The 19,212-nt window shown below is 72.7% G+C and carries 20 protein-coding genes; 18 read left to right on the forward strand and 2 right to left on the reverse strand.

Going from position 1 to position 19,212, the window contains the following annotated elements; translation table 11 throughout:
* Positions 1-1,223 (forward strand): aldehyde dehydrogenase (locus MHW47_RS17935; protein ID WP_239224502.1); only part of this gene is annotated, 1,223 nt, incomplete at its 5' end.
* Between the two features lie 19 nt (positions 1,224-1,242).
* Positions 1,243-1,626 (forward strand): nuclear transport factor 2 family protein, encoded by a 384-nt coding sequence (locus MHW47_RS17940; RefSeq protein WP_239224504.1) that lies wholly within the window; start codon positions 1,243-1,245, stop codon positions 1,624-1,626.
* A 75-nt stretch (positions 1,627-1,701) separates the two neighbouring features.
* On the opposite strand, the gene MHW47_RS17945 is transcribed toward MHW47_RS17940, so the two are convergent.
* Positions 1,702-3,075, reverse strand: a complete 1,374-nt coding sequence (locus MHW47_RS17945; protein WP_239224506.1) for a glutamine synthetase family protein — start codon at positions 3,073-3,075, stop codon at positions 1,702-1,704.
* 368 nt (positions 3,076-3,443) lie between these two features.
* Here MHW47_RS17945 and MHW47_RS17950 point away from each other — a divergent pair, with 368 nt between their 5' ends.
* The 15 genes from MHW47_RS17950 (at position 3,444) to MHW47_RS18020 (ending at position 17,236) form a co-directional block, all read left to right on the forward strand.
* Positions 3,444-4,250: an acetoacetate decarboxylase family protein gene (locus MHW47_RS17950; protein ID WP_239224508.1), complete on the forward strand. Its 807-nt coding sequence runs from the start codon at positions 3,444-3,446 to the stop codon at positions 4,248-4,250.
* 29 nt (positions 4,251-4,279) lie between these two features.
* Positions 4,280-5,863, forward strand: coding sequence for an aldehyde dehydrogenase (locus tag MHW47_RS17955; protein ID WP_239224510.1), 1,584 nt, complete (start codon positions 4,280-4,282; stop codon positions 5,861-5,863).
* Positions 5,856-6,776, forward strand: coding sequence for a 3,4-dihydroxyphenylacetate 2,3-dioxygenase (locus MHW47_RS17960; protein ID WP_239224511.1), 921 nt, complete (start codon positions 5,856-5,858; stop codon positions 6,774-6,776). The genes MHW47_RS17955 and MHW47_RS17960 overlap by 8 nt, the downstream gene beginning before the upstream one ends.
* Positions 6,777-6,796: 20 nt before the next feature.
* Positions 6,797-7,642: a fumarylacetoacetate hydrolase family protein gene (locus MHW47_RS17965; RefSeq protein ID WP_239224512.1), complete on the forward strand. Its 846-nt coding sequence runs from the start codon at positions 6,797-6,799 to the stop codon at positions 7,640-7,642.
* Between the two features lie 31 nt (positions 7,643-7,673).
* Entirely contained in the window at positions 7,674-8,306 is a 633-nt protein-coding gene (locus tag MHW47_RS17970; protein WP_239224513.1) for a TetR/AcrR family transcriptional regulator, read from the forward strand.
* A gap of 18 nt (positions 8,307-8,324) precedes the next feature.
* A complete protein-coding gene (locus tag MHW47_RS17975; RefSeq protein WP_239224514.1) occupies positions 8,325-9,809 on the forward strand; it encodes an aldehyde dehydrogenase in 1,485 nt (494 codons plus the stop codon).
* A complete protein-coding gene (locus MHW47_RS17980; RefSeq protein WP_239224515.1) occupies positions 9,806-10,564 on the forward strand; it encodes a gamma-glutamyl-gamma-aminobutyrate hydrolase family protein in 759 nt (252 codons plus the stop codon). The genes MHW47_RS17975 and MHW47_RS17980 overlap by 4 nt, the downstream gene beginning before the upstream one ends.
* 30 nt (positions 10,565-10,594) lie before the next feature.
* Positions 10,595-11,869 carry an alpha/beta fold hydrolase gene (locus tag MHW47_RS17985; protein WP_239224516.1) on the forward strand — a complete coding sequence of 425 codons (1,275 nt, stop codon included), beginning with the start codon at positions 10,595-10,597 and terminating at the stop codon, positions 11,867-11,869.
* A 12-nt stretch (positions 11,870-11,881) separates the two neighbouring features.
* A complete protein-coding gene (locus MHW47_RS17990) occupies positions 11,882-12,562 on the forward strand; it encodes an MBL fold metallo-hydrolase (protein WP_239224517.1) in 681 nt (226 codons plus the stop codon).
* Positions 12,563-12,610: 48 nt separating this feature from the next.
* A complete protein-coding gene (locus MHW47_RS17995) occupies positions 12,611-13,390 on the forward strand; it encodes an exodeoxyribonuclease III (RefSeq protein ID WP_239224519.1) in 780 nt (259 codons plus the stop codon).
* 60 nt (positions 13,391-13,450) lie between these two features.
* Entirely contained in the window at positions 13,451-13,891 is a 441-nt protein-coding gene (locus MHW47_RS18000) for a DUF6278 family protein (protein ID WP_239224521.1), read from the forward strand.
* A gap of 145 nt (positions 13,892-14,036) precedes the next feature.
* Positions 14,037-14,780, forward strand: coding sequence for an amino acid ABC transporter ATP-binding protein (locus tag MHW47_RS18005; RefSeq protein WP_239224523.1), 744 nt, complete (start codon positions 14,037-14,039; stop codon positions 14,778-14,780).
* 14 nt (positions 14,781-14,794) lie between these two features.
* The gene (locus tag MHW47_RS18010; RefSeq protein WP_239224525.1) at positions 14,795-15,706 is read left to right on the forward strand and encodes a glutamate ABC transporter substrate-binding protein; all 912 of its coding nucleotides are present in this window, start codon (positions 14,795-14,797) and stop codon (positions 15,704-15,706) included.
* A gap of 16 nt (positions 15,707-15,722) precedes the next feature.
* On the forward strand, positions 15,723-16,367 hold the full coding sequence (locus MHW47_RS18015; RefSeq protein WP_239224527.1) for an amino acid ABC transporter permease: 645 nt from the start codon (positions 15,723-15,725) through the stop codon (positions 16,365-16,367).
* The gene (locus tag MHW47_RS18020) at positions 16,364-17,236 is read left to right on the forward strand and encodes an amino acid ABC transporter permease (protein WP_239224529.1); all 873 of its coding nucleotides are present in this window, start codon (positions 16,364-16,366) and stop codon (positions 17,234-17,236) included. The genes MHW47_RS18015 and MHW47_RS18020 overlap by 4 nt, the downstream gene beginning before the upstream one ends.
* Before the next feature lie 88 nt (positions 17,237-17,324).
* Here the strand turns inward: MHW47_RS18020 and MHW47_RS18025 are convergent, their stop codons facing one another.
* Positions 17,325-18,542 carry an Ig-like domain-containing protein gene (locus MHW47_RS18025; protein WP_239224531.1) on the reverse strand — a complete coding sequence of 406 codons (1,218 nt, stop codon included), beginning with the start codon at positions 18,540-18,542 and terminating at the stop codon, positions 17,325-17,327.
* A gap of 226 nt (positions 18,543-18,768) precedes the next feature.
* On the opposite strand from MHW47_RS18025, the gene MHW47_RS18030 reads away from it, so the two are divergent.
* Positions 18,769-19,212 (forward strand): peptidoglycan bridge formation glycyltransferase FemA/FemB family protein (locus MHW47_RS18030; protein ID WP_239224532.1); only part of this gene is annotated, 444 nt, incomplete at its 3' end.

The following is a 19,212-nucleotide window of genomic DNA, read 5'->3' on the forward strand; positions in this document are numbered from 1 at the left end:
CCGACCTGATCGAACGGGACGCGGCACGGCTGGCCGAACTGGAGACCCGCGACCAGGGCCAGCCCCTGGACGTGGCCCGGACGGTCAGCGTCGCCGGGGCCGCGGAGCACTTCCGCTACTACGCGGGGTGGGTGACGAAGATCGAGGGCGCCGTCAGCCCGGTCTCCTTCCCCGACACCCTGCACTTCACCCGCCGCGAGCCGGTCGGCGTGTGCGCGCTCATCACCCCCTGGAACTTCCCGCTGATGATCGCGGCCTGGAAGCTGGCACCCGCCCTGGCCTGCGGCAACACGGTGATCGTCAAGCCGGCCGAACAGACCCCGCTCACCACCGTGCACCTGGTGGGGCTGTGCGAGGAGGCGGGATTCCCGCCGGGCGTCGTCAACCTCCTCACCGGCGGCCCCGCCACCGGCCGTGCGCTGGTGGAGCACCCCGGCGTGGACAAGGTCTCGTTCACCGGCTCCACCGAGGTGGGCCAGGAGATCGTCCGGGCCTCCGCGAACGACCTCAAGCGGGTCACCCTGGAACTCGGCGGCAAGGCACCCAGCATCGTCGCCCGCGACGCCGACATCGACGCCGCCGTCCGGGGCAACGTGCAGGGCGCCCTCCTCAACAGCGGCCAGGTCTGCGCCGCGTACTCCCGCTTCTACGTCGACGCCCGCCGGGCCGACGAGTTCACCGGGAAACTGGCGGCTGCCGTCGCCGCCCTGCGCCTCGGCCCCGGCCTGTCGCCGGACACCCAGCTCGGCCCCCTGGTCAGCGACGAGCACCTGCGCCGGGTGGACGGGCTGGTCCGCGAGGGCGTCGCCGAAGGAGCCGAAGTCGTCACCGGGGGAGCCCGGGCCGACGGGACGCCGGCGGCCGGGCACTTCTACCGGCCCACCGTGTTCGCCGGGGTGCGCGACGAGATGGGCATCGCCCGGCAGGAGGTCTTCGGCCCCGTGCTGCCCGTGCTCACCTACGAGGACGAGGACGACCTGGCCGCCCGGGCCAACGACACGCGCTACGGCCTGGCCGCCGCCGTCTGGACGCGCGACCTGAAGACCGCGCACCGGCTTGCGGCCGGGGTCCGGGCGGGCGCGGTGTTCGTGAACATGCCGGCGATCCCCGACCCGGCCGCGCCCTGGGGCGGGTTCGGGGCCAGCGGCTGGGGCCGCGAGATGGGCTCCCACGCCCTGGACGTGTTCACCGAGACCAAGGGCGTGTGGATCCACCATGGCTGACCCGCGCGAGGAGACCGCGATGAGTATCCGTACCGAGGCGCACGACGCGGTGGAGGCCGCCGTACGGGCGTACGTGGCCGCGGTGAGCGCCGCCGACCCGGCGGCCGTCCGGGAGGTCTTCCGGCCGGACGCGTACATGTGGGGCCATCTGGGCGCCGATCTGGTGTCGGCCCCGATCGAGGCGTTCTGCGAGGTGGTCGCGGCCGACACCGACCCCGCCGCGTGGACGCCCGGCTACACCTGCGCGATCCGCTCCGTCGAGGTGAGCGGCGAGGTGGCCGTGGCCGTGCTGGAGGAGTCCGGCTACCAGGGCCACGACTTCACCAACCACTTCTCCCTGGTCCGTGCGGACGGCCGGTGGCGGATCGCCGGCAAGACCTTCTTCCGCCACGATCCGCGCTGACCCCGCTCACACCGAGAGGCGCCCCACCGGCCGGTCCGGTGGGGCGCCTTCCGGTGTGTCCCGGCCGGCCGCGGCTCAGAGGTGGTAGCCGTACTCCGTGAACTCCCAGTCCGTGACGTGCCGCTGGAAGCGCGCGACCTCGTCCCGCTTGTACGTGAGGTAGGCGGCGGTGAAGTCCTTGCCGAGGAGGCCGGTCAGCTCGGTGTCCGCCTCCAGCGCGTCCAGCGCGGCGGGCAGGGACATCGGCAGCACGGCGGACCTGGCGGTGTCGTAGCCGTAGCCCTCCAGCGGGGCCGGCGGCTCCTGGCCGGCCCGGATGCCCAGCAGCGCCGCCGCCAGCGTCCCGGCGACGAGCAGGTACGGGTTGGCGCCCGCGTCGCCCAGCCGCAGCTCGAAGCGGGAGCCGGAACCGCGCTCGGGCGGGACGCGGACCATGGCGCTGCGGTTGTCCAGTCCCCAGTCGACCAGCCAGGGCGCGATGGTGTCGGGCCCGAAGCGCTTGTAGGAGTTGACCGTCGGGTTGGCCAGCGCCGCCAGCGCGGGGGCGTGCGCGAGCACCCCGGCGATCGCGTGGCGCGCGGTGGCGGACAGTCCGTACGGGGCGGCCGGATCGTCGAAGGTGTTGGCCTCCCGGCCGTCCCCGTCCTCGCACCGGTCCAGTGCCGACAGGTGCAGATGGAAGCCCGACCCGCCCGAGTCGTTGAAGGGTTTGGCCATGAAGGTGGCCAACCGGCCCTCGGCGCGGGCCAGTTCCTTGATCGCCGCCTTGAAGCGGAAGGCCCGGTCGGCGGCCGTGAGGGCCTCGCCGTGGGTCAGGTTGATCTCGAACTGGCCCCCGTCGTACTCGTGGTTGCCGCTCGTCACGCCGATGCCCAGGTCGCGCAGCAGCCGCAGGGTGCGCAGCAGGTGGTTGTCCGGGTCGGCGCGCAGCCCGGCGGTGTAGACGACGCCCCGCGCGTCGCTGGTGCGGCGCCAGCCGCCGGGCCGGTCGGGCGCCGGTTCGCACAGGAAGTACTCCAGTTCCGGCCCGACCACCGGCCGCAGGCCCTGCGCGGCCCAGTGGCCGAGCACGGTGCGCAGCAGGTCGCGCGGCGACTCGGGCGCGGGCCGGCCGGTGGCCGGGTCGGTGACGTCGCCGAGGCACGTGGCGACCCCGGGCTCCCACGGCAGCACGGTGAGCGTGTCCAGGTCGGGGGTGACGCCGATGTCGGGCAGCCCGGCGTCCAGGCCCCCGGCGACGGCGACCGTGTCGCCCTGGGGGCTGGTGTGGTACACGGCGCGGCAGAACGCCAGCCCGTGCGCGCAGGCGGCCGGGAGGTGGTCCAGCAGGACGTCCCTGGCCCGCTCGGTGCCGATGAGGTCGGGGTAGGTCACCCGGACCACATCGACTCCCTCGGCGGCGAGCCGCTCCATGTGGCGGCGGACGGAATCGGTGTCGGATGCGCTCACCGGTGACTCCTCTGGGGAAGGGGGCGCCTCCCGGGCGCGGCGCACGGAGTGCGGGGCACCGGGGGAGAGGGGAGGAAAGAAAGGGGCAGGGCCCGGAGGCCGCCTCGGACCGCTGAACAGCGGGAGGCCGCGCAAGAGTGCGCAGTCACACCCTAGGGACGGCCGCCGCGCCCCCGCAAGGGCTCGGGTTCGTCAATTATCCATCCGGATAGGTATTGCAAAACCATATACGACTTCCTATCTTGTTTGGCATCGGGCGTGCCGAGGGACCGCGTCCCCCGCCCGGCCCGCCGGCCCGGACCCCGCCCCGGCACCCCCCGGTGCCGGCCCCTCCGACCCGGCCGCCCTCACCGCAGAAGGAAGCCGAAGTGACCCGAGTCCGTGGATACTTCCACCCCAAAACCGCGACCGGTACGTCGTCGCTGATCCCCTCGCCGCCCTGGCACTACTCCGGCGACCTGCTCACCGTGGAGTACCGCACCGACCCCGCCCGCGTACGCGAACTGCTGCCCGCGCCACTGGAACTCGCCGACGAGGACCCCGGCGCGGTGGCCCTGATCTGGGCCGACTGGCAGTCCTGCGCCGCCGAGGGGGCCGAACTGCTCGACCCGGTGCTCGCCCAGTACAAGGAGGCGTTCGCGGTCGTGCGGTGCGCGTACCGCGGCCGGACCTACAGCCGCTGCGTCCACATCTGGGTCGACAAGGACTTCGCCCTCGCCCGCGGGCTGCACCAGGGCTACCCGAAGAAGCTCGGCTCGATCCACCAGACCCGACCCCACCCCTACGGGCCGGCCCCGCGGATCGAGGCCGGCGCCCGCTTCGGCGCCACCCTCGCCGCCGCCGACCGCCGACTGGCCCAGGCCGTCGTGACCCTGCGCGAGCCGTCCGGGACCAACGGCTTCGTCAACGCCCACCCGATGGCCCACCACCGCTGGCTGCCCTCCATCGAGAAGGACGGCGGCCTCGCCCTCGACGAGCTGGTCGAGTCCGGCGCCGCCGCCTTCGAGGCCGGCCCCGCCTGGACCGGCGACGCCGAACTCGAACTCTTCGAGGCACCCACCGAGGAACTCGCCCGGCTGGAGGTCCGCGAGCCCATCGCCGCCTACTACCGGCAGGTCGGCGTGGTGTGGGACGGCGGCCGGCTGCTCGAATCCGGCACGTCCGGCGCCGTGTGACCCCCGAACGAGACGCCAGGAGAGCGGACATGACCCAAGACCACCGCCCCGAGGACCCCGCGGTCCACGACGGCAGCACCGTCCACGCAGACAGCGTGGTCCACGACCGCAGCACCCTCCACGACGACCCGGCCGACCACCCCGCGCCCCCGCCCCCGCACCGCGTCACCGTCGCCGGGGTCGCCGTGGACACCCGCCACTACATCGGCGGACGGCGCGTCGCCTCCGCCCGGACCTTCACCGACCACTCGCCCATCGACGGCACAGCCCTGGGCGAGATCGCCCGCGGCACCCCCGCCGACGCCGACGCCGCCGTCGCCGCGGCCAAGGCCGCCTTTCCCGCCTGGGCCGCGACCCCGAGGACCGAACGCGCCCGCCTCCTGCACGCCGTCGCCGACGGCGTCGAACGGCGCCTGACGGAACTGGCCGCCGTGGAGACCGCGGACAACGGCGCCCTGCTCCGCTCCCACCTGCGCGGCGTCATGCCCCGCGTGGCCCACAACTTCCGCTTCTTCGCCGACTGGCTGCTCTCCCTGGACCACGAGGACTTCACCACCCGCGACCACACCAACCACGTCAGCTGGAACCCGGCCGGACCCTGCGTCCTGATCACCCCGTGGAACGCCCCGCTGATGCTCGCCACCTGGAAGGTCGCCCCCGCCCTCGCGGCCGGCAACACCGTCGTCCTCAAACCCGCCGAGTGGTCCCCGCTGACCGCCTCGCTGCTCGCCGACATCGCCGCCGGCGCGGGCCTGCCCGCCGGCGTCCTCAACGTGGTCCAGGGCTACGGCGCCGAAGTCGGCGACACCCTCACCGCCCACCCCGACGTGCGCCGTATCAGCTTCACCGGCTCGGTGCCCACCGCACAGCACATCGCCGCCTCCGCGGCCCCCCGGCTCACCCCGCTCAGCCTCGAACTGGGCGGCAAGTCCCCGCTGCTGGTGTTCGCCGACGCCGACCTCGACCTGGCCGCCGACCTCGCCGTCGAGCAGTACGACAACGCCGGCCAGGTGTGCCTCGCCGCCACCCGCCTCCTGGTCGAGGAGTCCGTCGCCGAGGAGTTCACCGCCCGCCTGGTCGTCCGCGCCTCCCGGCTCCGCCAGGGCGACCCGCGCGACGAGGCCACCGACATCGGCCCCACCATCCACCCCCGCCAGCTCGACAAGATCGACGGATTCGTACGGCGGGCGATCGACGCCGGAGCCCGCCCCCTCCTCGGCGGCCGGCGCGGTGCGGGGCAGTACTACCTCCCCACCCTCCTCACGGACGTGCGGCAGGACTCCGAGATCGTCCAGGAGGAGGTCTTCGGACCGGTCCTGACCCTCCAGACCTTCACCGACGAGGAGGAGGCCGTACACCTGGCCAACGACACCCGCTTCGGACTGGCCGCCACCCTCGCCACCGGCGACCCGGAGCGCGCCGACCGGATCACCCCCCGGCTGGTCGCCGGCACCGTCTGGGTGAACTGCTTCTTCGTACGCGACCTGAAGGCCCCGTTCGGCGGCGCCCGCCAGTCCGGCGTCGGCCGCGAGGGCGGCACCTGGAGCTTCGACTTCTACTGCGACGTCAAGAACACCGTCACCGCCCCGAAGGGATGGCAGCCCCATGGGTGAGATCACGGGCGCGGGACTGCTCGCCCACGTACCGACCATCGTCCTCCCCGAGACCACCCGCCGCGAGCTGAACGAGGGCAAGGAGATCAGCCTCGTCACCGGCCTGCGCCGACTGCGCCGCGAGGTGTTCGAACGCGACGACTACGACACCGTCGTCGTCCTGGACTCCCACTGGGCCACCACCGTCGAGTTCGTCGTCACCGCCCAGGACCGCCGCTCCGGCCTCTACACCTCGGAGGAACTGCCGCGCGGGATGTGCCGAATGCCCTACGACTACCGGGGCGACCCCGAACTCGCCCGCAACATCGCTTCGTTCGCCGACCGGCACGGCACCTGGATCACCCCGATCGACGACGCGTACCTGCCCGTGTACTACGCCACGACCAACCTGTGGAAGTACCTCGGCGAGGGCCTGCCGGACAAGCGGTGGGTCTCCATCGGCGTCTGCCAGACCGGCGACATGGAGGACCACCTGCGCCTGGGCCGCGCCCTGGCCGACGGCATCGCCGCCACTCCGGGCCGCCGCGTCCTGCTCATCGCCTCCGGAGCGCTGTCGCACACCTTCTGGCCGCTGCGCCAGCTCCGCGACCACGAGGCCAGCGACCCTGCCCACATCTTCTCGCCCGGGGCGCGGGCCGCCGACGAGGAACGCATCGCCTGGTTCAGGGAGGGCCGCCACGACCGGGTCCTCGACACCATGGACGAGTTCTGGGCCTTCCGGCCGGAGGCGAAGTTCTTCCACTACCTGATGATGGCCGGCGCCCTCGGCGAACGGGCCTGCACCGCACCGGGCCGCCAGTACGGGGAGTACGAGAACTCCGTCGGCACCGGCCAGGCCCTGCTCTGGTTCGACCGCCCCGACCACGGCTGGACCGGCGCCGCCCCCCAGCAGCCGACCCCCGCCTCCGCCTGAACCGCCAGAAAGGCTCCACCATGCCCGAGTACCGCCGCATCCTGCTCGACGGTGCCGTAGTCGAGACGGTCCGCGACGGCGACGCACTCGTCGCCGGGGACGGCCGCCGGGTGCGCGTCGAGGACGCCCACCACCTGCCGCCCGTCGTCCCCTCCAAGGTGATCGCGGTGCACCTCAACCACCGCAGCCGGGTCGACGAGTTCCGGATCGACCTGCCCGACACCCCCACGTACTTCCACAAGCCGACCTCGGCCCTCAACGCCCACCGGGGCGCCGTGGTCCGCCCCGAGGGCTGCGGCTGGCTCAACTACGAGGGCGAGGTCGCCCTCGTCATCGGCCGCACCGCCCGCAACATCTCCCCGGCCGACGCGGGCCGCCACATCGCCGGGTACACCGTGGCCAACGACTACGGCCTGCACGACTTCCGGGACACCGACGCCGGGTCCATGCTCCGGGTCAAGGGCTCCGACACGCTGTGTCCCCTCGGCCCCGGCCTGGTCACCGACTGGGACTTCCGCGGCAAGCGGCTGCGGACGTACGTCAACGGCGAGGTCGTCCAGGACGGCTCCACCGACGAGATGACCTGGGACATGCACTACCTCGTCGCCGACATCGCCCGCACCATCACCCTGTACCCCGGCGACGTCCTGCTCACCGGCACCCCGGCCAACTCCCGGCCGGTCGCGCCCGGCGACGTCGTCGAGGTCGAGGTCGAGGGGCTCGGCCGGCTCACCAACCACATCGTCACCGGTCCCACCGCGATCCGCGCCGACGTGGGCGCCCAGCCGACCGAGTCCGAGGAGGTCCTGTCCACCGCCCTCGGCGGCGACTGGGAATTCCGCGGCATCAGGCCGCCCCGGCGCTGACGACGAGCACGCCGCCGGTAGCCTCCACGCCATGAGCGACGACGCCCTCCCCGCCGGCACCCGCAAACCCGTCACCCACTACGGATCGGGGCGCGGCGCCCTGCTGGACGCCGCCGTACGCGTGGTCGCCCGGGGCGGGCTGCGGGGCCTGACCTACCGCGCCGTCGCCGAGGAGGCCGGGGTCACCCACGGACTCGTCGTCCACCACTTCGGCTCCCGCGACGCCCTCATCGAGGAAGCCGTGGACCACGCCTTCCGCTCCTCGCTGGACGTCAGTTCCCTGGACACCGGCGCCGAACGGCCCGGGGAGTTCGCCGAGGGCCTGGGCGGCATGGTGGACGAGGACCCCGACCTCCAGGCGTTCCAGTACGAACTGCTCCTGGAGGCCCGGCGCAGGCCCGACCTCATGCCCCGGCTGCGCGCGCTGTACGACGCGTACTTCGAGACGGCGCGCCGCGACCTGGCCCGCATCCTCGCCCGGCCCGTGGACCGGGGACTGTCCCGGCTGGTCTTCGCGGCGCTGGAGGGCCTGGTCCTGCACCAACTGGTCTTCGGCGAGCGGGAGGTGACCGAGGAGGCCCTGACGGAACTGCGCACCCTGCTCGAACGCCTGGCCGACACCGGCACGCGCACCACCCCCGACACGACTTTCGACCCCGACTGACCGAAACGAGGACGCACGGTGGACGCCACCCACGACGACTGGATACGCCGGGCCGCCGCGCTCCGCCCGCCCGGCGCGCACTTCATCGACGGCCGCGCCCACGACGGCGGCCGCACGTTCACCGTCGTCTCGCCCCGCGACGGCACGGCGCTGGCCGAGGTCGCGGACGGCGGCGCCGCCGAGGTGGACCTCGCCGTCGCCGCCGCCCGCCGGGCCTTCGACGACGGGCCCTGGCCCCGGCTCGCCCCCGCCGAACGGGGCCGCGTCCTCCTGCGCCTCGCCGACCTGATCGAGGAACGACGCGCCGACCTCGCCCTCACCGTCAGCCTGGAGATGGGCAAACCCGTCGGCGACGCGTACGGGATCGAACTCCGCGCCCTGATCACCACCTTCCGCTGGTACGGGCAGCTCGCCGACAAGCTCACCGACGAGTCCCCGCACACCGCGCCCGACTCCCTCGCCCTGGTCACCCGCGAACCCACGGGCGTCGTGGGCGCGGTCGTGCCCTGGAACTTCCCGCTGACCCTGGCCGGCTGGAAGATCGCGCCCGCGCTCGCCGCAGGCTGCACGGTCGTCCTCAAACCCTCCGAGAAGTCCCCGCTGTCCGCGCTGCTGCTCGCCGGGATCGCGGCGGAGGCCGGACTGCCGCCGGGGGCCCTCAACGTCGTGGCCGGCGACGGGCCGGTCACCGGACGCGCACTCGGCCTCCACCCCGGCGTCGACGTCCTCGCCTTCACCGGCTCCACGGCCGTGGGCCGCCACTACCTGCGCTACGCCGCCGACTCCAACCTCAAGCGCGTCTGGCTCGAACTGGGCGGCAAGTCCCCCAACATCATCCTGCCCGACGCCCCCGACCTGGCCGAGGCCGCCGCCACCGCGGCCTGGGGCATCTTCTTCAACCAGGGCGAGATGTGCACCGCGCCCTCCCGGCTGCTGGTGCACTCCTCCGTCGCCGAACAAGTCACCGAGGCGGTCGTCGAGCGGGCCCGCACCCTCCGCGTCGGCGACCCCCTCGACCCGGCGACCGAGATGGGCGCCCTCGCCGGACAGGACCACCTGGACCGGGTGCTCGGACACATCCACACCGCCGTGGACGCCGGGGCCCGGCTGCGCACGGGCGGCGAACGGACCCTGCCGGAGACCGGCGGGACGTACCTGCGGCCCACCGTCTTCGACCGGGTCGCCCCCGGCTCGGCGCTCGCCCGCGAAGAGGTCTTCGGCCCCGTCCTCTCCGTGCTCCCCTTCGACGACGTCGACGAGGCGGTGGCCCTCGCCAACGCCACCGACTACGGCCTGGCCGCCGGGCTGTGGACCTCGGACCTGGCCACCGCGCACCGGGTCTCCCGCGCCCTGCGCGCCGGCACCGTCTGGGTCAACTGCTACGAGGAGGGCGACCTCACCGTCCCCTTCGGCGGCATGAAGCAGTCCGGCAACGGCCGCGACAAGTCCGCCCACGCTCTGGAGAAGTACACCGAACTCAAGACCACCTGGATACGGCTGTGACCGGCGCCGCCCGCCCCCTCATCGCGGTCCCGGCCCGCTTCTCCGCCGGCGCCTCGGCACTGCGCCACGCCGCCGAGGTCAACGCCCGGGCCCTGGTCGAGGCCGTCTGGCGGGCCGGCGGCGAACCCGCCACCATCCACCCGCACGCCCCCGGCGGCCGGGCCGACCCCGCGGACACCGCCGCCCGGCTCGCCCGCTTCGACGGCCTGCTCCTGCCCGGCGGCGGCGACCTCGCCCCGCACCGCTACGGGGCCCGGCACACCCACGACAGCGTCTACGACGTGGACGACGAACAGGACGCCTTCGATCTGGAGGCCGCCCGGCAGGCCCGCGCCCTGGAGCTGCCGCTGCTGGCCGTCTGCCGCGGCCTCCAGGTGGTCAACACCGCCCTGGGCGGCACCCTGCACCAGGACATGGGCGGTCCCGGCCGCGACCACCGCCACCTCCGGCACCGAGTCCGCCTCACCCCCGGCTCCGCCCTGCACCGCGTCACCGGCACCGACCGGACCGAGGCGTCCTGCTACCACCACCAGCACATCGACCGCCTGGGCACCGGCCTGACCATCACCGCCCGCGCCACCGACGGCACCGTCGAAGCCGTCGAGGCCCCGGACACCCCCGGCTGGTTCCTCGCCGTCCAGTGGCACCCCGAGGACACCGCCCCCACCGACCCCGCCCAGCACCGCCTCTTCACCGCCCTGGTCACGGCGGCGCGTGCGCGGCGGGCGGCACGCAGGACGCCCTGGGCTGGGTGAGGCCCCGGGCGACATGAGAGGGTTTTGGGCGTGAGTGAGACACCCTCGAACACCCTGCAATACCGCTTCGACGGGCCGGACGAGGCCCCCGTCCTCATCCTCGGCCCCTCGCTCGGCACCACGTGGCACATGTGGGACCGGCAGATACCCGAGCTGACCCGGCACTGGAGAGTCTTCCGCTACGACCTCCCCGGCCACGGCGGTGCGCCCGCCCGGCCCGCCGCGGCCGTCGCGGAGCTGGGGGACCGGCTGCTGGCCACGCTGGACGAGGTCGGTGTCCAGCGGTTCGGGTACGTGGGGTGCTCGATCGGCGGCGCGATCGGGGCGGACCTCGCGCTGCGGCACCCGCAGAGGGTCGCCGCGCTCGCCCTGGTGGCGTCCTCGGCCCGGTTCGGCAGCGCCGACGAATTCTGGCAGCGCGGGGTGATCGTCCGTACCCACGGCCTGGAACCCATGGCCCGCACCGCGCCCGAGCGCTGGTTCACGCCCGCGTTCGCCGCCGCGCAGCCCGCCATCGTCGAGTGGGCCGTGCAGATGGTGCGGACCACCGACCCGGGGTGCTACATCGCCGCCTGCGAGGCCCTGGCCGCCTTCGACATCCGTACGGAACTGAACCGCATCCCGGTCCCCACCCTCGTCCTGGTCGGGGCCGAGGACCAGGTCACCGGCCCCGGCGACGCGCGCACCCTGGTCGCGGGCATCCCGGACGCCCGGCTCGCCCTGGTGCCCGGCGCCTCCCACCTCGCCCCGGTCGAGCAGCCCGGCGCGGTCACCGACCTCCTGCTCACCCACTTCTCCACCGCCTGGCAGGACACCCAGACGGGCGTCCCGCTGCCCGACTCCGTGCCCCGGCTCACCTCCCCCGTGCAGCCCGTCGCCGAGATCGCCGCCGCCCCGGCCCCCGACGCCCCGCCCGGCGGACGGCCCGACCCGTACGAGCCCGGGATGCGGCTGCGCCGCGAGGTCCTCGGCGACGACCGGGTTGACGAGGCGCTGGCCGGGGCCGACGACTTCACCGCCGACTTCCAGGAACTGGTCACCCGGTACGCCTGGGGCGAGGTGTGGAGCCGTGACGGGCTCGACCGGCGCACCCGCAGCACCGTCACGCTCACCGCACTGGTCGCCTCCGGCCGGCTGGAGAGCCTGGCCGCGCACACCAGGGCCGCCCTGCGCAGCGGACTCACCCCGGCCGAGATCCGGGAGGTGCTGATGCAGACGGCCGTCTACTGCGGGATTCCGGCCGCGAGCGCCGCCTTCACGATCGCGCAGTCCGTGATTCGGGCGGAAACGACGCCGCCCGCGTAGCAGGATGGACGTATGAGCACCCAGCACGCCGAGAACACCGAGCGCCCGGAGCCGTCCGCGCTCACGCTGACCAAGCAGTCGCACTCCTGCATCCGCCTGGAGAAGGACGGGCGCGCGCTCGTCATCGACCCCGGCGGCTTCTCGGAGCGGGACGCCGCCATCGGTGCCCGGGCGATCCTCGTGACGCACGAGCACCCCGACCACTTCGACGAGGGACGGCTCCGGGCCGGCCTGGAGGCCGACCCGGCCGCCGAGATCTGGACCCTGCGCAGCGTCGCGGAACGGCTGAGCGCCGCCTTCCCCGGCCGCGTCCACACCGTGGGCCACGGCGACACGATCACGGCCGCCGGGTTCGACATCGAGGTGCACGGCGAACTCCACGCCGTGATCCACCCGGACATCCCGCGCGTCACCAACATCGGCTTCCTCGTCGACGGCCAGGTCTTCCACCCCGGCGACGCCCTCATCGTGCCCGGCCGGGCCGTGGACACGCTGATGCTGCCCGTGATGGCGCCGTGGAACAAGATCTCCGAGGTCATCGACTACGTCCGCGAGGTGAAGCCGCGCCGCGCGATCGACATCCACGACGCGCTGCTCACCGACCTGGCCCGGCCGATCTACGACCGGCAGATCGGCGAGCTGGGCGGCGCCGACCACGGCCGGATGGCGCCGGGCGACTCGACCGCCCTGTGAGGTCCGCCGCCCCGGCGGCTGTCAGTGGCAGGCGTTAGGTTTACGTACATGCGCATCGCCACCTGGAACGTCAACTCGATCACCGCCCGTCTGCCGAGGCTGCTGGCCTGGCTGGAGAGCAGCGGCACGGACGTGCTGTGCCTCCAGGAGACCAAGTGCACCGCCGAGCAGTTCCCGGCGGACGCGCTCCGCGAGGCCGGCTACGAGTCCGCCGTCAACGCCAACGGCCGGTGGAACGGCGTCGCGCTGCTCTCCCGCGTCGGCCTGTCCGACATCGTCCTCGGCCTGCCGGACGGACCGGCGTACGAGACGGCGCAGGAGCCCCGCGCGATCAGCGCGACCTGCGGCCCGGTGCGGCTCTGGTCGGTGTACGTGCCCAACGGCCGCGAGGTCGCCCACGAGCACTACGCGTACAAGCTGCGCTGGCTGGAGGCGCTGCGCAAGGCGGTCGCCGCGGACGCCGCGGGTCCGGCCCCGTTCGCCGTGCTCGGCGACTTCAACGTCGCCCCGACCGACGAGGACGTCTGGGACGCCGCCCTGTTCGAGGGCGCCACGCACGTCACGCCCGCCGAGCGCGAGGCGCTGGCCGCGCTGCGCGCCGAGGGCCTGTCCGACGTGATGCCCCGCCCCCTGAAGTACGACCGCCCGTACACCTTCTGGGACTACCGCGAGCTGCGCTTCCCGAAGAACAAGGGCATGCGCATCGACCTCGTCTACGGAAACGCCGCCTTCACCGCCGCCGTCGGCGACAGCTACGTGGACCGGGAGGAGCGCAAGGGCAAGGGCGCCTCCGACCACGCCCCCGTGGTGGTCGACCTCGATCTCTGAGCCGTCCGCGGCCCGCGCGCCCTGTGGTGCGCGGGCACACCGGATGCGATTCTGGGTGGCATGAACATCCCTTTCCTGGACAACTGGCGCAAGCGTCACGGCGCGGCGCGGCGGACGGGGCTCGCGGGCGTCGCCGACGCCGATCCGGAGGGCGTGGCCGAGATGCTCGCCGAGTGCGAGCTGCTCCGCGTCCGGGTGGGGGAGCGCGGTATCGAACTGGACGACACCCCCGCCTCGTTGGAGGCGCTGGACCAGCTGTCGCCGCACTGGCGCGACGACCCGGAAGAGCTGCCCTGGCTGGGCAACGACGCCGGTCTCTACCTCGGCACGGTGCTGGTGCGCAACGTCGCCGGGGCGCACTGGCACATCTGGCCGAGCGGGCAGCCCGTGGTCCGGCTCGCCTCCGGCCGCGAGATCGACGTCGTGGCGGCCGGGCTGGACTGGGCGATCTCCGGCAGCCCCGAGCTGTCCCAGGTGTACGCGGAGTCCGCCGAGGGCTGACCCGTACACCTGACGGGCCACCGGCCGACCATGCGAAGAGATAAAACGCCTTATGCGCCATGGGTGCGTGTCGGCCCGGAAGTCCCTTGCCGGGCTGATTAGTTTGCGCTGACCTCGACCGAGCGACAAGTGGGTAGGGCAGCGCATGGCCGTCGATCCGTTGATCGAGCTGCGAGACGTCAACAAGTACTACGGGAAGTTGCACGTCCTGCAGGACATCAATCTCACCGTCGGCCGCGGGGAGGTGGTGGTGGTCATCGGCCCGTCCGGCTCCGGCAAGTCGACGCTCTGCCGGACGATCAACCGGCTGGAGACGATCGAGTCGGGCCACATCACCATCGACGGGCAGCCCCTCCCCGCCGAGGGGCGGGGACTGGCCCAGCTGCGGGCCGAAGTCGGCATGGTGTTCCAGTCGTTCAACCTGTTCGCCCACAAGAGCGTGCTCGCCAACGTCTCGCTGGCCCAGGTCAAGGTCCGCAAGCGGAAGAAGGACGAGGCCGACCGGCGCTCCCGCGAACTGCTGGACCGGGTCGGGCTCGGCGCCCACGCCGACAAGTTCCCCGCCCAGCTCTCCGGGGGCCAGCAGCAGCGCGTCGCCATCGCCCGCGCCCTCGCCATGGACCCCAAGGCCCTCCTGTTCGACGAGCCGACCTCGGCACTCGACCCGGAAATGATCAACGAAGTCCTCGAAGTGATGCGGCAGCTCGCCCGCGAGGGCATGACCATGGTCGTCGTCACCCATGAGATGGGCTTCGCCCGCTCCGCCGCCAACCGCGTGGTGTTCATGGCCGACGGCTGCGTCGTCGAGGACCGCACCCCGGAGGACTTCTTCACCGCCCCGGAGAGCGACCGGGCCAAGGACTTCCTGTCCAAGATCCTCAAGCACTGACGGGAGGCCGAGAGTTGCGTACGACGAAAGCACTGGCCGCCTGCGCCGGTCTGCTGCTCGCCCTCCTCGCCGCCGGGTGCGGCAAGGAGGGCAGCCCGCCGGTCAAGGGCCCCAAGGCCGACCAACTGCCCGTCTACCGGGTCGACACGGGATTCCGGCTGCCGGAATCCAGCACCTGGCGGAGCGCGAAGAAGCGCGGCTACCTGCGGGTGGGCGCCAAGGAGGACCAGCCCTACCTGGGCGAGAAGGACCCCGCGACCGGCGTCTACTCCGGTTTCGACATCGAGATCGCCCGCATGATGGCGGCCTCCCTCGGCTTCGAACCCGACACGATCCGCTTCCGCACGATCGCCTCCGCCAACCGCGAGACCGCCCTGCAGAACGGGCAGATCGACTACTACGTCGGCACCTACACCATCAACGACATGCGCAAGAAGCTCGTCGGCTTCGCCGGCCCGTACTACATGGCCGGCCAGGGGCTCCTCGTGCGCACCGACGAGAACGACATCCACGGCCCCCAGGATCTGGCCGGCAAGACCGTCTGCTCGGCCGCGGGCTCCACCCCGTACCAGCGGATCGCCGCCGACTACCCGAAGGCGAAGCTCGTCGCGTACGACACCTACTCGATCTGCGTCGACAACCTGCTCACGTTCCAGGTGGACGTCGTCACCACCGACGACGCGATCCTGCTCGGCTTCGCCGCCAAGGCGCCCGACGAGATGAAGGTCGTCGGCAAGCCGTTCTCCGAGGAGCCGTACGGCATCGGCGTCCCGCGCGGCGACAACGCCCTGCGCTTCGCCCTCGACGACGCCCTGGAGGCCAACCAGAAGAACGGCAACTGGAAGAAGGCGTTCGAGGCGACGCTCGGCCTGTCCGGCGCCCCCGCGCCCGAGCCGCCGCCCATCGACCGCTACCCGGCGAACTGAGAGGACGGCCCGCCCCATGGACGTACTCACCGACAATTTCTCGCTCTACGGCAAGGGCTTCCTCGGCACCGTCGAACTGACCGTCTACGCCTCGCTCCTGGCGATGGTCCTCGGCTTCGTCATGGCCTCGTTCCGGGTGGCGCCGGTCGGCTCGCTCCGCGTCTTCGGCACGGTGTGGGTGACGATCCTGCGCAACACCCCGCTCACCCTGCTGTTCTTCGCCGTGCTCCTCGGCCTGCCCCGCTTCGGCCTGGTGCTGCCGTTCAACGTGTTCGCGGTCCTCGCGCTGGGCTGCTACACCTCCGCGTTCATCTGCGAGGTGCTGCGCTCCGGCATCAACACCGTGCCCACCGGGCAGGGCGAGGCCGCCCGCAGCCTCGGCATGACCTTCGCCCAGACCCTCGGCACCATCGTGCTGCCGCAGGCGTTCCGCTCGGTGATCCCGCCCATCGGCTCGACACTCATCGCGCTCGCCAAGAACTCGGCGATCGCCGGAGCGTTCAGCGTCACCGAACTCCTCGGCACCTACAAGACGCTCAACGAACTGGGCTACAGCATCATCTGGACCTTCGTCTGGATCGCCGTGGGCTACCTCATCATCACCCTCACCATCAGCGCGCTGTTCCACGTGATGGAGAAGCGCTGGGGAGTCGCCCGATGACCACCCACACCGCGCCCGCCGCGAACGCCCTCTACGACCTCCCGGGCCCGCACACCCGCAGACGCCACCGGCTCTACGGGATCGTCTCGACCCTCCTCATCCTCGCCCTGCTCGGCTGGATCGTCTATCTCCTGTTCGACACCGACCAGTTCACCGCCGCCAAATGGGCGCCCTTCCAGTACAAGGGCATCCAGGAACTCCTGCTGCGCGGCCTCGGCAACACCCTCAAGGCGTTCGCGTACGCGGCGGTCCTCTCGCTGGCGCTGGGCGCCGTCCTCGCGGTGGGGCGGCTCTCCGACCACCGCCCGGTGCGCTGGGCCGCCACGATCCTCGTCGAGTTCTTCCGCGCCATGCCCGTACTGGTGATGATCTTCTTCATCTTCGTGGCGCTGAAGGTGCAGCCGCTGCCCGCGCTCGTCGCCGGGCTGACCCTCTACAACGGCTCGGTGCTCGCCGAGGTGTTCCGCACCGGCATCAACTCCGTGGAGCGCGGCCAGCGCGAGGCCGCGTACGCGCTCGGCATGCGCAAGACGCAGGTCACCACGTTCGTCCTGGCCCCGCAGGCGGTGCGCGCCATGCTGCCCACCATCATCAGCCAGCTGGTGGTCGCCCTGAAGGACACCTCGCTGGGCTTCCTGATCACCTACGAGGAATTCCTCCACGCGGGCAAGCTCATCGCCTCCAACCTGGACTACGATCTGCCTTTCATCCCCGTGGTGATGGTGATCTCACCGATCTACATCGGGATGTGCATGCTGCTCTCCTGGTTCGCCACCTGGGTGGCGAGGCGGCAACGACGCAGTCCGAAGACGGAGGCGGTGGGCGTCGGACCGGCACAGCCCGGCACGCTGATGCCGGGAGGGCGGTAGAAGGACGGGAGCGGGGTCCGACCGGCAGCAGCCGGTGATCACTTCTCGCCACGGCGGGAAGAAGGTCAGCTGCGCGCCGGCGGACCGGTCAGCCGAGCGCGCTCCGCTTCCGCCAGTCGGCCCAGGAGACGTTCCACGCCCCGTAGCCGTTGCCCTCCGCGACCGTGCCCTTGGTGTCCGCGCCGGTGATCTCGAACGGGTCGCCGACGCGGACCTGCCGGTAGAGGGCCGCGGCGTCCGCGTCGCTCATCCCCACGCACCCCGAACTGTGGTTGGCCCGCCCGAAGTAGGCCGCGTTCCACGGAGCGGCGTGCGCGTACATGCCCGACCAGGTCAGCCGCATCGAGTAGTCGACCATCTTGTCGTAGGCGTCGCCCAGGCCCACCGTCTCGGAGCGCATGTTGATCGTGCCCTCCTTCGACATCAGCACCGCCGTGCCCCGCCACGACCGCTTGTCGCCGCCCGGCGTGCCGCCCGACACCGGCACGTCCATCACCGTACGGCCGTCCCGCCGCAGCGCCAGCCGGTGCCGGTCCAGGTCCACCTCGACCACCTGGCTCGCGCCCACCGTGAACCCCGTCGCGTAGTCCCGTACGAAGAAGCCGCCCGCCGGGCCCGAGTCGACGCCGTTCAGCTCGGCGTCCAGAGTGATCCGCGTCCCCGGCTTCCAGTACTTCTCGGGCCGCCAGTCGACGCGGTCGCGGCCCGAGTAGTCGCGCACCCAGCCCCAGGAGCCCTCGGTGTCATTCGAGGTGGACACCTTGAGCGCCTTCTCCACGGCCGCCTTGTCCTTGACCGGGTTGTCGAACACGATCGACAGCGGCTGCGCGATCCCGACCGTGGTGTTCTTGCCCGGGGCCAGCGTCAGCTTGTTCACCTTCTCCGCCGCCCGCGTCGTGAACGACGCCGAGTCACCGCCGCCCGACGTGTCCCGCGCCCGCACCCGGTACGTGGTGCCGGGCGCCGCCACCCGGTCCGACGTCCACGTCCGGCCGTCGCCGGATATCCGGCCGGTGAGCGCCTCGCCCCCGTCGGCCGACACCGTGACCTCACGCAGCTTCCCGGCCGCCAGCGTCACCGTCACCGGCCCGCCCGCCGCCGCCGAAGTGCCCTGGAGGTTCACCGAGATACGGGCCGGCGCCGCCTTCGACGGAGCGGCCGGGCCGTCGCCGCCGGCCTTCCGGTCCGAGGCGGCGGCGCCCCCCGAGCAGGCCGTCAGCGTGACGCCGAGCACCGCGGCCCCGGCGACCAGCGCGAGGCGGGCGGGGCGCGGCGGGCGCGCCGGAATCAGGAATGCGGGAATCAACGGAAAACCTCCAGGGTGCGACCGGGGCCTCGACGGGGAACCGACTCGGAGCCTAAGGGCCGCACATCGGCCGAAAACCGGAAAATGCGCTCCGTGACGGCGACTGGAGCGCAACGGTCATCGTCCGGTCACATTCGGCGCGCGGAGCCGTCACAGACCGCTGTGAGCATCCTGTGCGGCCCCGCCGAGCAGACCGCGGGGCGACCCACGAGGGAGGGCCACCGACATGTCAGCGCTGCTCGCCACCCAAGACCGCAGCCGCGAACGGGACCTGCGCGTGCACGTCCTCACCGCCGACGAGCACCGCGCCCATCTCGCCACGCACCCCGACGCCGGCTTCCTCCAGCACCCCTCCTGGGCCGGGGTGAAGGAGGGCTGGACGTCCGAGAGCCTCGGCTGGCACGACGGGACCGGCACCCCGCGCGGCAGCGCCCTCGTCCTCTACCGGCAGTTCCCCGGCACCCGGAAGTACTTCGCCTACCTCCCCGAGGGCCCCGTCACCGACTGGGCCGACCCGGCGATGGACCGCTGGCTGCGCCCGCTGCTCGCGCACCTGCGGGCCGCCGGGGCCTTCGCCGTACGCATCGGCCCGTCCCCGGCCTACCGCCGCTGGGACGGCGCCCGGCTCAAGGCCGCCACCGGCCCGGGGCGCACCGTCGGCGACGTCCTG

The organism is Streptomyces sp. OfavH-34-F (genome assembly GCF_022347745.1).
GTDB lineage: Bacteria > Actinomycetota > Actinomycetes > Streptomycetales > Streptomycetaceae > Streptomyces.

Excerpts from the sequence above, each read along its gene's own strand:
- MHW47_RS17995 (WP_239224519.1), top strand. The coding sequence starts at position 12,611 with ATGCGCATCGCCACCTGGAACGTCAACTCGATCACCGCCCGTCTGCCG.
- MHW47_RS17970 (WP_239224513.1), top strand. The coding sequence starts at position 7,674 with ATGAGCGACGACGCCCTCCCCGCCGGCACCCGCAAACCCGTCACCCAC.
- MHW47_RS18015 (WP_239224527.1), top strand. The coding sequence starts at position 15,723 with ATGGACGTACTCACCGACAATTTCTCGCTCTACGGCAAGGGCTTCCTC.
- MHW47_RS17990 (WP_239224517.1), top strand. The coding sequence starts at position 11,882 with ATGAGCACCCAGCACGCCGAGAACACCGAGCGCCCGGAGCCGTCCGCG.
- MHW47_RS18020 (WP_239224529.1), top strand. The coding sequence starts at position 16,364 with ATGACCACCCACACCGCGCCCGCCGCGAACGCCCTCTACGACCTCCCG.
- MHW47_RS17960 (WP_239224511.1), top strand. The coding sequence starts at position 5,856 with ATGGGTGAGATCACGGGCGCGGGACTGCTCGCCCACGTACCGACCATC.
- MHW47_RS18005 (WP_239224523.1), top strand. The coding sequence starts at position 14,037 with ATGGCCGTCGATCCGTTGATCGAGCTGCGAGACGTCAACAAGTACTAC.
- MHW47_RS17965 (WP_239224512.1), top strand. The coding sequence starts at position 6,797 with ATGCCCGAGTACCGCCGCATCCTGCTCGACGGTGCCGTAGTCGAGACG.
- MHW47_RS18000 (WP_239224521.1), top strand. The coding sequence starts at position 13,451 with ATGAACATCCCTTTCCTGGACAACTGGCGCAAGCGTCACGGCGCGGCG.
- MHW47_RS17955 (WP_239224510.1), top strand. The coding sequence starts at position 4,280 with ATGACCCAAGACCACCGCCCCGAGGACCCCGCGGTCCACGACGGCAGC.
- MHW47_RS17940 (WP_239224504.1), top strand. The coding sequence starts at position 1,243 with ATGAGTATCCGTACCGAGGCGCACGACGCGGTGGAGGCCGCCGTACGG.